11 protein-coding genes are annotated in these 12,171 nt (G+C 34.6%); 8 read left to right on the top strand and 3 right to left on the bottom strand.

Annotated elements, in window-relative coordinates; translation table 11 throughout:
* The first annotated feature begins 11 nt into the window (after positions 1–11).
* Together D1606_RS17070 and D1606_RS17065 are read left to right on the top strand one after the other, a co-directional pair.
* The gene (locus D1606_RS17070) at positions 12–992 is read left to right on the top strand and encodes a siderophore ABC transporter substrate-binding protein (RefSeq protein ID WP_119417223.1); all 981 of its coding nucleotides are present in this window, start codon (positions 12–14) and stop codon (positions 990–992) included.
* 173 nt (positions 993–1,165) lie between these two features.
* On the top strand, positions 1,166–1,780 hold the full coding sequence (locus D1606_RS17065; protein WP_119417222.1) for a phosphatase PAP2 family protein: 615 nt from the start codon (positions 1,166–1,168) through the stop codon (positions 1,778–1,780).
* Positions 1,781–1,859: 79 nt separating this feature from the next.
* On the opposite strand, the gene D1606_RS17060 is transcribed toward D1606_RS17065, so the two are convergent.
* Positions 1,860–3,062, bottom strand: a complete 1,203-nt coding sequence (locus D1606_RS17060; RefSeq protein WP_119417221.1) for an MFS transporter — start codon at positions 3,060–3,062, stop codon at positions 1,860–1,862.
* Positions 3,063–3,295: 233 nt separating this feature from the next.
* On the opposite strand from D1606_RS17060, the gene zupT reads away from it, so the two are divergent.
* Positions 3,296–4,105 (top strand): zinc transporter ZupT, encoded by an 810-nt coding sequence (zupT, locus tag D1606_RS17055; RefSeq protein WP_119417220.1) that lies wholly within the window; start codon positions 3,296–3,298, stop codon positions 4,103–4,105.
* A 42-nt stretch (positions 4,106–4,147) separates the two neighbouring features.
* Here the strand turns inward: zupT and thrB are convergent, their stop codons facing one another.
* Both thrB and thrC read right to left on the bottom strand, forming a co-directional pair.
* Positions 4,148–5,059: a homoserine kinase gene (gene thrB, locus D1606_RS17050; protein WP_119417219.1), complete on the bottom strand. Its 912-nt coding sequence runs from the start codon at positions 5,057–5,059 to the stop codon at positions 4,148–4,150.
* On the bottom strand, positions 5,056–6,108 hold the full coding sequence (gene thrC / locus D1606_RS17045; protein WP_119417218.1) for a threonine synthase: 1,053 nt from the start codon (positions 6,106–6,108) through the stop codon (positions 5,056–5,058). The genes thrB and thrC overlap by 4 nt, the downstream gene beginning before the upstream one ends.
* A gap of 237 nt (positions 6,109–6,345) precedes the next feature.
* Here thrC and D1606_RS17040 point away from each other — a divergent pair, with 237 nt between their 5' ends.
* From D1606_RS17040 to tatC, 5 genes are all read left to right on the top strand, one after another.
* Positions 6,346–7,560 carry an MFS transporter gene (locus D1606_RS17040; RefSeq protein ID WP_119417217.1) on the top strand — a complete coding sequence of 405 codons (1,215 nt, stop codon included), beginning with the start codon at positions 6,346–6,348 and terminating at the stop codon, positions 7,558–7,560.
* A gap of 524 nt (positions 7,561–8,084) precedes the next feature.
* A complete protein-coding gene (locus D1606_RS17035) occupies positions 8,085–8,819 on the top strand; it encodes a gluconate 2-dehydrogenase subunit 3 family protein (RefSeq protein ID WP_119417216.1) in 735 nt (244 codons plus the stop codon).
* A 17-nt stretch (positions 8,820–8,836) separates the two neighbouring features.
* Entirely contained in the window at positions 8,837–10,546 is a 1,710-nt protein-coding gene (locus tag D1606_RS17030) for a GMC family oxidoreductase (RefSeq protein WP_119417215.1), read from the top strand.
* A gap of 48 nt (positions 10,547–10,594) precedes the next feature.
* Positions 10,595–10,798, top strand: coding sequence for a twin-arginine translocase TatA/TatE family subunit (gene tatA / locus D1606_RS17025; protein WP_119417214.1), 204 nt, complete (start codon positions 10,595–10,597; stop codon positions 10,796–10,798).
* A gap of 15 nt (positions 10,799–10,813) precedes the next feature.
* Positions 10,814–11,689, top strand: a complete 876-nt coding sequence (tatC, locus tag D1606_RS17020) for a twin-arginine translocase subunit TatC (RefSeq protein ID WP_119417213.1) — start codon at positions 10,814–10,816, stop codon at positions 11,687–11,689.
* Positions 11,690–12,171: the final 482 nt, after the last annotated feature.

Genomic DNA, 12,171 nt, shown 5'->3' with positions numbered 1-12,171 from the left:
GAGAAGAGAAAATGAAAAAGTGGTCATTGTTAACATTGGTTTTTGCGTTATTTCTTGTATTAGGAGCATGTGGCTCCAAAGATTCAGGTAAAGAAGATTCAAACTCGGGTTCAAAGAAAGAAACAATAACAGTAACAAACGATTTTGGTATTCAAAATGAGGATGGCTCTTCAGATTCTGTGAAGGATGAAGTAAAGGTTCCTAAAAATCCTAAAAAGGTTGTTGCTTATGATATGGGATTCTTAGATACACTTGATACATTAGGCGTTAAGATTGCAGGTGTTCCACAAGATTCAATTCCTACTTATCTTAAGAAATATGAAGGTTCTGAATATGAAAATGTTGGTTCTCTAAAAGAACCTGATTTTGAAAAATTAGCTACTATTGCTCCAGATGTTATTTTTATCTCAGGGCGTCAAGCGAGTCTATATAAAGAATTTAGTGAAATTGCTCCAACTGTATATGTAGGATTAGACACTGCAAACTACATCGATTCATTTAAAAAGAATACAGAATTAGCTGGTCAAATCTTTGATAAAGAAGACCAAGTAAAAGACGAATTATCAAAAATTGATGATACCATTGCAAAAGTACAAGGTGAAACAAAGGATTTAGATAAAAAATCTTTAATCATTTTAGGTTCTGAAGGCAAGATTAGTGCTTATGGTCCGGCATCACGTTTTGGATTAATCCATGATGTATTTGGTTTCAAAGCAGCTGATGAGGGAATTGAGGTTTCTACTCATGGACAAAACGTATCTTATGAATATGTACTAGAGAAAAATCCTGACATTATCTTTGTTGTCGATCGTGACGCAGTTGTTGCTGAAGGTGCTTCTGCGAAAAAAGATATTGAAAATGATATTGTTAAGAAAACAACAGCCTATAAAGAGAGTAAAATCATTTACCTTAACCCAGAGGTTTGGTACTTATCTGGCGGTGGGTTACAATCTGTAGCTGAAATGGCGAAAGAAGTAGAATCTGCATTATAGTAGTTAAGGTTTAAAATATGTAGAAAAGGTGACTTAAAAGGGGTTCATACTTTTAAGTCGCCTTTTGTTATGTAATTATTTATTTTTAATCACTTTTATCTAGCATAATAACTAGGTATAGTATTACATATGAATATAATATGTTGGAAGGAATTTAAAAGGAGGAAAATGGAGTGAAGAAATTTTTCTATCCTTTATCTATTATAACGTTTGTGTTATTTGGCGTTATGTTGATAAATATTAAAAGTAATTGGGTTGCCAGTTTAGATACAACTGTTTCAAAGATATTGAAAGGTAATGACGTAATTGAATTTTTCCATTACTTCGGGGAGACGAAGTTTATAATGGTCATAACATTCCTCTTACTAATATGGCTATGGATTCGTGATTATAATTATCGTGGTATGATGTTCACGCTAATCACAATAGCTGGAGGAAATGTGCTAAATCGTTTAATAAAGGAATGGGTACAAAGACCACGACCAATTATCCCGCATCAATTATCGACTTTTAGTTTTCCCTCAGGACATGCTATGATTGGAATTCTCTATGTTTTCACAATTGCTTACCTTGCAACTGAGTATGAAGCTTCAACAAAAAGAAAACTAACGGTATGGTTACTGGCAACGATAATGGTCATTTTAATAGGTCTATCCAGAGTAGCAGGAAGTCGTCATTTTGCATCAGATGTAATTGCAGGTTGGTCCATTGGCTATACTTGGTTTATTGTTTTAGTAATTTGGTATGAACGAAGAAGAAGAATTATTAATAGGCATTCAAAAAGGTAACCTAAAAATAGGAGTCATTTTAGGTTACCTTGAGTAGAAAAGGATTTGTTCAATCTTGATGTTGGACAATCCTTTTTATTTATCCTAGTCTTGTTTTCTTTATGGTTATTTTATTGATCGTATAAGTTAAAATACTTGCTACAACTAAAAACAATAAAATGATACTAATAACACCATTCCATCCATACTTAGTCCAGAAAATCCCGCCACTTGTACCACCAACACTTGACCCTACATAATAGAAAAATAAATAGAGTGAAGAGGCTTGAGCTTTATCGTGACTAGCCCTTTGACCAACCCAACCACTTGCAATGGAATGTCCGCCGAAGAAACCAAAAGTGAAAATAGCAATTCCAAAGATTTTTAGAATTAGGTTTCCTGCTAAAGCAAGAACAGCACCTACAAGCATTAGACCGATGCCTGTTAATAATATTTTAAAACGACCATGTTGGTCAGCTAATCCGCCCATCCATGCAGAACTGAATGTACCAACTAAATAGATTAAGAAAATCCAACCGACCACTGTTTGACTTAATGAGTATGGAGGATTCAATAGTTGAAATCCAATATAGTTATACATCGTTACAAACGATCCCATTAATAAGAAACCTATTCCAAATAGACTTAATAATGCAGGATCTTTTAGATGCATAACCATCGATTTAAATAACGGTTTAAATGCAAGCCTTTCTGCGTTAAAGTGTTTTGATGCTGGTAACAAGAAATAAAAGGCGATGGCAACAAGTAAACTAATAGTCCCTATTGTGAGCATACCAATCCGCCAATTAAATAGATCACTAACAGTACCCATAATAATCCGTCCTGCAAGGCCACCAATTGAATTTCCACTAATATACAGACCCATCGCAGCACCTAAACTAGCCGGTTCAATTTCTTCACCGAGATAAGCCATGGCAATTGCAGGGAGACCTGCGAATACTATTCCTTGTATGACTCGCAAGGTAAGTAACATGTGATAGTTTGGAGAAAATGCAATAAGAAAAGTTAAAATGGCTACGGCAACCATTGAAAAAGTCATAATTGGTTTTCGTCCCCAAGCCTCTGAAAGTGAACCAACGATTAACATACTAAATGCTAAGGCTGCGGTTGTTAATGATAAGGAAAGACTTGCAGTAGCAGGTGATATATTAAAAAATTTTGAAAGTGTCGGTAACACAGGTTGAGTCATATATAAATTTGCAAATGTACTAAAAGCACCAGCAAATAACGCTAAGTTAGCTTTTCGAAAGTTCATCGTTCCTTTTTTTATATAATCATCCATTGTAGTAAATCACTCCATTAAAGTATCGAAAGGTAATAATTATAATTGTATATTTTTAATACGATTAATTATAGGTATTATTCAAAGATAAATACAATTTAATTGAAGTAGTTTTTAGAATGATGCCAGTTAGTTAGCTTTTTAAAATTTCCCTATGAAATAAAGTTGCATAAAGGAAACTATTTGCATACAATGAGCAAAAGCCAATTTTCAATCATTGGGGAGGTATGCGGATGGATGGGAGTGTTTTATATGCATTAGGCTTGACATTGTTTGCAGGGTTAGCAACAGGTGTTGGTAGTTTGATAGCATTCTTTACTTCTAGGACGAATACAAAGTTCTTATCTTTTTCATTAGGGTTTTCAGCAGGGGTTATGATTTATGTATCATTGGTAGAAATTTTCGTGAAGGCAAAGATTGCGTTAGTAAGTGAATTAGGAGCGAAGCAAGGGTATTTATATACAGTCATAGGTTTCTTTGCGGGGATGTTATTAATTACTCTGATTGATAAGATGATACCGAAGCAAGGAAATCCACATGAAGTAAAAATGGTTGAAGACTTACAAAAGGGACCTTCAAAAGAAGAATATACGAAGCTTATGAAAATGGGGGTCTTTACAGCACTGGCAATTGGTATTCACAATTTCCCTGAAGGAATAGCAACGTTTGTGTCAGCTCTAAATGATCCAAATTTAGGTTTGGCGATTGCGATAGCTGTAGCTATACATAATATTCCGGAAGGGATAGCTGTATCTGTGCCTATATTCTATGCAACGGGGAATCGTAAGAAAGCATTTAAGCTATCCTTTTTATCAGGATTAGCAGAACCAGTTGGTGCATTTGTTGCTTACTTACTGCTAATGCCTTTTTTAAATGAAATTATATTTGGCTTGATTTTTGCAGGGGTAGCAGGGATTATGGTGTTTATTTCACTAGATGAATTATTACCGGCTGCTCGAAAATATGATGAGGCACACTCGTCTATTTATGGTGTTGTTTTAGGGATGATTGTCATGGCTATTAGTTTAGTGTTATTAGCATAAATAAGAGGGATTGCATTTTGCAATCCCTCTTATTTACATATATTATTCAACCAACTCTGTTACATTGACCTGTACACCTTTGTCATCGACCTGTACAGCTTTAATATCGTAGTTTGGAAATAACGGTTTCATCTTTGTAACAAAGTTTTCTACGTGATTTTTATCAACCAATGAAATGACGGTAGGACCAGCACCGCTGATAGCAGTTCCGTACGCTCCAGCATCTTTGGCGGTTTGTCTAATTTCATGGTAGTTTGGAATTAAATTAGCGCGAAATGGTTCATGGAATAAGTCGTGCTCCATAAATTCACCCGCACGTTTATAGTCTTTTAATAACAATGCTGCTGTTAGCATATTTGCGTTAGCACTTGCGTGTACAGCATATGCTTTGTCATAGTTTGCAGGTAATACTTTACGAGCCTCTTCAGTCTTTAACTCAACGTTGGGTATAAAAACTGCAAAAGCTGCGTCTACATCTTGTACATGAATAAGTTCTAGCTGGCCATTTGGTAATGTAGAGCCAATTGTAAGTCCTCCACAAACAGATGCAGCAGCATTGTCTGGATGCCCTTCAATTTTAGAAGCTAATCGACAACGCTCATCAGTTGATAACTCTAAATTACATACTTGGTTTGTAATTTCAATACCTGCAACGATGGCGGACGCACTACTACCAAGACCACGTGCTAAAGGTAATTCACTTTGCATAATGACTTTACAAGGTGGCAAGCTAACATTGTATCGTTCAGCAGTTTCTTTTGCGACTTTATAGATTAAATGATCTTCCACAGTGAATTTTTCTGGGAGATGTATGGAATGATGCTCAAACTCCCATTGATCACTAAGCGTTACGTCCAAATGAAGATATAAACCTAAAGCTAAACCAATCGAATCGAAACCAGGACCTAGGTTAGCAGTACTTCCTGGGACAGTAATAGACCATTTTTTACTCATACTAATCCCTCAATATATTTGCGGATTTCTTCCTCATCATTCGGTAGGGATACCATGTCCACATTTGAAGCTTTCACAGCTGTATCAGGATCTTTTAAACCATTACCTGTCAATACAGCAACTACACGACTACCTTTTGAAATAGAGCCATTTGCAACTGATTGTATTACACCTGCAACGGAAGCAGCAGATCCAGGTTCTGCAAATACACCTTCTTTTGCGGCAATTTGTCGATAAGCGTTTAAGATTTCTTCATCTGTTACAGAACCGATTTTACCTTCTGATTCATCACGTGCTGCTTCTGCTAGTTTCCAACTTGCAGGATTTCCGATGCGGATAGCAGTAGCGATTGTTTCAGGATGTGCAATTGGAGCACCTTGAACGATTGCAGCAGCACCTTCAGCTTCAAATCCGAACATTTTTGGCAATTTCGTACCTTTTTTCTCATGATATTCTTTGAAGCCTTTCCAATAGGCACTAATATTACCGGCGTTGCCGACCGGAATTGCTAAGATATCTGGAGCATCTCCTAATTGATCACAAACTTCAAATGCAGCTGTTTTTTGGCCTTCTAATCGATATGGGTTTACGGAGTTTACTAAAGTAACAGCAGTTGTTTCACTAATATCACGAACAACTTGTAATGCTTCATCAAAGTTGCCATCTATTTCAATAATTTTAGCACCGTACATATAAGCTTGAGCTAATTTGCCGGCTGCAACTTTACCTTTTGGTATAACGATGATGGCTTGAATCCCTGCACGGGCAGCGTAAGCGGCAGCAGCAGCAGAAGTATTACCAGTTGAAGCACAGATAACACATTTACTACCGTCTTCAATGGCTTTTGCCACTGCCATTACCATTCCACGATCTTTGAAAGAACCAGTTGGATTTAAACCTTCAAATTTCACATGTAAATCAATTCCAAGTTCTTTTGATAATGTATCTAAATAAATTAATGGTGTATTTCCTTCATGCAAAGTTAAGGCAGGTGTTTTGTCAGTTACGGGTAAAAATTCTTTATAGTGATTTAAAAGGCCTTTCCACATTTGTAACATTCTCCTTTGTATATAAAATCTTTTGATGTTCATTCTAAAAGTACAAGTGTTTTTCTATAAGAGACATTTTAACTCATTTCAAGTACTGTTTTCAATAGTATCTTGTAAATTTTCAAAACTATTTGAATTTATTTTACATCTTGTCACAAAATATAATTCTGTGTATAGTTGTATTTACAAATTAGTTTACTGGTGTAAAGACACAAGGAAGCTTAGGAGGCGTATAAAATGACAAAGGCAGTAGTTAATACACCAACAATCTCAAGAAATAAATTGCTAGGTGTAGCTGGTATTGGCTGGCTATTCGATGCTCTTGACGTTGGAATTCTATCATTCGTTATTGCGGCTTTAGCCAAAGAATGGAATTTAACCTCTGAACAAATGGGGTGGATTGGTAGTATCAATTCTATCGGTATGGCAGTTGGAGCTTTTGTGTTTGGCATTTTTGCAGATCGAATCGGACGGAAATCTGTTTTTATCTGGACTTTAGTTATTTTCTCTATAGCAAGTGGATTATCGGCCATGGCAACTACTCTAGCCATATTTATGATTTTACGGTTTTTTATTGGAATGGGCTTAGGTGGGGAGTTGCCAGTTGCTTCTACATTAGTTTCTGAAAGTGTAGCTTCACATGAAAGAGGAAGAGTAGTAGTCTTGTTAGAAAGCTTTTGGGCAGTTGGCTGGTTATTAGCAGCACTTATTTCTTATTTTATTATTCCTGAGTATGGCTGGAGAGTGGCATTGCTATTAACTGCTATACCTGCACTCTATGCAATCTATTTACGTTTGCATTTACCAGATTCACCGCAATTTACTGCAAAAAAGAATCCGTCTAGAAGTATATTGCAAAATTTAAAGGATGTTTGGTCTAAAAAATATATGAGACCTACACTAATGTTATGGATTGTTTGGTTTACTGTTGTATTTTCTTATTACGGTATGTTCTTATGGCTACCAAGTGTTATGGTGTTAAAAGGATTTAGCTTGATCAAAAGCTTTGAATATGTCCTAATTATGACGCTTGCGCAGTTACCTGGATATTTTACGGCAGCATGGTTAATTGAAAAGGTAGGACGTAAATTTGTCTTAGCTACCTATTTATTTGGGACTGCTATCAGTGCACTTGCATTTGGTTTAACAGATATTACTTGGATGTTAATCGTTTCAGGAATGTTACTATCCTTCTTTAATTTAGGTGCTTGGGGTGCACTCTATGCCTATACGCCAGAGCAATATCCAACAGTCATAAGAGGAACTGGGGTAGGAATGGCAGCATCTATCGGTAGGTTAGGGGGAATATTTGGACCGCTTTTAGTGGGGGTATTGATGACAAAAGGATTTTCGATTGGTTGGATATTCTCCATCTTCTGTGTGTCTATTTTGATAGGTATACTAGCCATCCTATTATTAGGAAAAGAAACGAAACAAACAGTATTACAATAAAAAAATATATTGCTTATTTAAATAGAAGATAAATACTATTGTTGTTAACGCAACCATAGTATTTTATGTAAAAAAATACCAGCAAAAATAGTATAAGTCTTAAATTCATTTTAGATTGAATTATACTAAAATGTTTTTGCAATATAATGTTTTAAAAATAATTATTTGATCATGAAAATATAGAATAGTTTAAATTTACAAATTCTTTATAATCTATATTCAATATTATGTTAATTTTTATAGAAAAAGAGTATTATCTGTTAAAAACAGTTAATACTTTTTTTTACATATTTTACAAAATGCAAAAATAATTCATTTTCTATTCATTTTTATGATGATTATGACTTATTGTTCATATGGACCGACATCACTAAAATAGATAAATGTGACGTTTTTTAAAACTTTTATAAATAAGTAAGATTAGAATAATATCTAACCGGGAAATACTTAAGCTTAAAGGTAAGTGTTTTTATTTATCTCGAGTGGAAAAATTATTTCTATTATTTTAAGGGAGGGTTCTAATAATGAGTAATAAAGATATTTCAAGACGTGACTTCCTGAAAACAACTGGTATTGCTACAGGAACGTTAATCGGTGGTGGATTAATCGGCGGATTAATCGGATTTAACTCTAAAAAAACTACTGCACCAACGAAAACTACAGAAACAAAAACAAACCAAACATCTACAAGTGAAGGTAAAATGTTCTTCACAACTGATAAGGATTTTAATATATTAGCCGCAGCTACTGAACGTATTTTTCCTAAAGACGATTTAGGCGCAGGTGCTATTGACTTAGGTGTTCCTTACTTCATCGATCATCAATTAGCAGGACAATATGGTAGTAACTCAAAAGAATATATGCAAGGACCATTCGGCGCTGGTCAACCTACTCAAGGTTACCAATCTCGTTTGACTCGTGCTGAAATTTTCACTCAAGGTGTTCAATCTTTAGAATCTGAAGCTCAAAAACGTTACAAAAAAAGCTTTACAGATATTTCTGATAAAGAACGTGATGTGATTTTAACTGCATTCCAAAAAGATGAAATTAAGATGAAAGGTGTTACCGCCGGATTCTTCTTCAATTTACTTCGCTCTGCAACAATTGAAGGTGCTTATTCTGATCCATTGTATGGTGGTAACAGAAACATGGAAGGCTGGAAAATGAAAGGCTTCCCAGGTCACCAAATGTCTTATATTAACGTAATTGAAAAAGAAGGATTCCAAAAAATCGAACCTAGATCACTAGGTATGCACTAATTTAGGAGGTTGTATCAATGGCTAAAACTATGCCAAAAGTTGATGTTGTAACTGTCGGTGTTGGTTGGACAGGCGGTATCGTTGCTGCTGAATGTACTAATGCCGGATTAAAAGTTGTAGGACTTGAAAGAGGTAAAGATCGTGGTACAGCAAACTTTGCCAACGTACATGATGAATATCGTTATGCAATTCGTTATGAATTAATGCAAGACTTATCTAAAGAAACAGTCACTTTCCGTAACAATCGTAAACAACAAGCATTACCAATGCGCCAATTAGGTTCTTTTTTACTTGGTGAAGGTCTTGGCGGAGCTGGTACTCACTGGAATGGACAAGTATTCCGTTTCTTACCATATGACTTTGAAATTAAAACAATGACAGATAAAAAGTACGGTAAAGATTTCCTAGGTAAAGACTACCTATACCAAGACTGGGGTCTAACTTACGATGAAATAGAACCATACTATGATAAATTCGAAAAAATAGCTGGTACTGGTGGTGAAGAAAACTCTCTAACTGGTAAACGTTCTGATAAGTATCCGAACAAACCAATGAAGAAAACACCATTATTACAAAAATTCGATAAAGCAACAAAAAAATTAGGTTATCATCCATACATGATGCCATCTTCAAACATGAGTGCAACATACAAAAACCCTTATGGTAATACTCTTAATGCTTGCCAATATTGCGGTTTCTGTGAACGCTTTGGTTGTGAATATGGCGCTAAAGCTACTCCAGAAGTAGCTGTTATCCCAACTGCATTAAAATCTGGTAAATACGAAATTCGTTTTAACTCAAATGTTGTTGAAGTTTTAACAAAAGGAAACAAAGCAACAGGTGTTAAATACCTTGACACTGTAACAGGTGAAGAATTTATTCAACCAGCAGACGTTGTTGTATTAACTTCATATATGATGAATAATGCTAAATTATTAATGGTATCTAATATTGGTACTATGTATGATCCTGCAACTGGTAAAGGTACTCTAGGACGTAACTATTGCTATCAAATTATGCCTGGTGCAACAGGTTTCTTCGATGAACAATTCAATACATTCATGGGTGCTGGTGCGTTAGGTATGTGTATTGATGATTTTAATGGTGATAACTTTGATCACTCTAAACTTGGATTTATCCATGGTGGTAATATTGAATTAACACAATTAGGTAACCGTCCAATCGGTAATAACCCAACACATTCTGATACACCAACATGGGGTGCTGAATGGAAAAAAGATTCAATTATGAACTATACTCGTTCTCTTAGTGTAGGTGCTCAAGGTGCTTCTATTCCTCACAAAGAAAACTTCTTAACTTTAGATTCTAAATATAAAGATGTTTACGGTGTTCCATTGTTACAATTAAATTATGATTTTACTGAACAAGATAAAAAATTACACAAGTTCATTTCAGATAAGTGCGCAGAAGTCTTAAAAGAAATGGGTGCTAAAACAGTTGAAGCACGTGCGGAAATTACAAATTACAATATCGTACCTTACCAATCAACTCATAACACTGGTGGTACAGTAATGAGTAAGACTCCAGAAGATGGTGTAGTAAATAATTATCTACAACACTGGGATTGTGAAAATCTATTTGCTGTAGGTGCCGGTTCATTTGCGAATAACTCTGGTTATAACCCAACTGATACTGTCGGTGCTTTAGCATTACGTTGTGCTGAAGGTATTATTAAATACTCTAAAAAAGGCGGTTCATTGGTTTAATAGAAAATTATCTGTTAAACTAGTTCACTGATGAAGGAGGAATGAGTCGTGGGATTAGGTGCAATTGGAGTTCCAGGATTAATCGTTATCTTAATCATTGTCTTAATCGTTTTTGGACCAAAAAAATTGCCTGAAATTGGTTCTGCAGTAGGTAAAACCTTTACAGAATTCAAAAAGTCAACTAAAGGTTTAATTGACGAAGACGATGAAGCAAAAAAAGAAAAATCAACTTCTGATAAAAAAGAAATCTAACTAGAGGGTGTTCGTATGGATCCATATGAAGAAAATGCAAAAAAAGTACTCAGCCCTTTGGATAAAATTAGTGAAGATATAGAAGAAATTGAGAAAGAAAAAGAAGTAGAAGAATCTGCTTCTCTTTCGAGTATCGAGCAGGAGCAAGAAGAAGATTCTTCTCTAGCTGATGTAAGTGAAGCTTTTGTAGAACATTTAGCCGACTTAAGAAAGCAACTAATTAAAGGTCTGGCAGTTTTTGTGTTCTTTTTCATCATTGTATTTGCTACAGTGAACAAATGGCTTCCATATGTAACAAGAGGACATGATTTAGTTATTCTAGGTCCACTTGAAGTGATCAAATTCTATATGTCAATTTCAACAACGCTTGCCTTAGGCCTATCTTTACCATTCCTGATGCATTTTGTATGGAATTTCATCAAACCTGGGCTTAAGGAAAATGAAAAAGGATTTCTAGGATTATATTCTCCTGTAATGCTTGTTTTATTTGTTATTGGTGTTGCATTTGGTTATTATGTATTAAACCCACTAAGTTACAGTTTTCTCGTTGGAATAGGTGAATCAAACTTTGATGTCATGATTTCTGCTAGTCAATATATGAGTTATTTAATTATGACAACTGTTCCGATAGGTTTATTGTTTGAGTTGCCGATTTTAGCAATGTTTTTATCAACAATAGGTGTTTTAACATCTGTTGCGATGAAAAGTATTAGAAAATGGTCATACGTTTCGATGGCTGTACTTTCTGCTTTGATCACGCCACCTGACTTTATGAGCCAATTAATCGTGCTTATTCCTATGATATTATTGTATGAAATCAGTATTTTATTAGTGAAGAAAATTGAACGTAAACAAGCTGCAAAATTAGAAAAGGAAAGTACTAATATGTAAGTTAGACTTCCGATCCTATATAAACTTGCCCAATGAAAAACTGATAGTCTATTAATTGGTTTGAGTATTGGCTCATTTATCTGAAGATATCAGATAGATGAGCCTTTTGCATTTATACAGTGAATAATTATAAAAGAATTAATAGAAAAGCTACCTCATATTATTATGTTATAGTACAATGAAAAAGTGACTCGATGTGTGTTATGTAAGTTAAAACATCTAAAGAAAGAATTGTAAAATGATAAATCACCCATGTATTCTTGTATGAATTAAAAAAATATAATTTTATAGTAAATTTTCGTTTGATATTAAATCATTTGTAGGAATTAACTCAAACATATTCTAATATGCTTTTAAGGATAGAAAAAATATTGCCAAACAAATATGTACTTTAATCGAAGTTCATTTTTTAAGCGACTTCACTAAGAAACATTGAATTACTAATTATTACTTAATTTTTTATGATGATTTAATACGTTTAC

This window comes from Rummeliibacillus sp. POC4 (assembly GCF_003576525.1).
Taxonomy (GTDB): Bacteria; Bacillota; Bacilli; order Bacillales_A; family Planococcaceae; genus Rummeliibacillus.
This window is presented reverse-complemented; position numbering and strand designations above follow the sequence as displayed.

Excerpts from the sequence above, each read along its gene's own strand:
- D1606_RS17060 (WP_119417221.1), bottom strand. The coding sequence starts at position 3,062 with ATGGATGATTATATAAAAAAAGGAACGATGAACTTTCGAAAAGCTAAC.
- thrB (WP_119417219.1), bottom strand. The coding sequence starts at position 5,059 with ATGAGTAAAAAATGGTCTATTACTGTCCCAGGAAGTACTGCTAACCTA.
- tatC (WP_119417213.1), top strand. The coding sequence starts at position 10,814 with ATGGATCCATATGAAGAAAATGCAAAAAAAGTACTCAGCCCTTTGGAT.
- zupT (WP_119417220.1), top strand. The coding sequence starts at position 3,296 with ATGGATGGGAGTGTTTTATATGCATTAGGCTTGACATTGTTTGCAGGG.
- thrC (WP_119417218.1), bottom strand. The coding sequence starts at position 6,108 with ATGTGGAAAGGCCTTTTAAATCACTATAAAGAATTTTTACCCGTAACT.
- D1606_RS17070 (WP_119417223.1), top strand. The coding sequence starts at position 12 with ATGAAAAAGTGGTCATTGTTAACATTGGTTTTTGCGTTATTTCTTGTA.
- D1606_RS17035 (WP_119417216.1), top strand. The coding sequence starts at position 8,085 with ATGAGTAATAAAGATATTTCAAGACGTGACTTCCTGAAAACAACTGGT.
- D1606_RS17030 (WP_119417215.1), top strand. The coding sequence starts at position 8,837 with ATGGCTAAAACTATGCCAAAAGTTGATGTTGTAACTGTCGGTGTTGGT.
- D1606_RS17040 (WP_119417217.1), top strand. The coding sequence starts at position 6,346 with ATGACAAAGGCAGTAGTTAATACACCAACAATCTCAAGAAATAAATTG.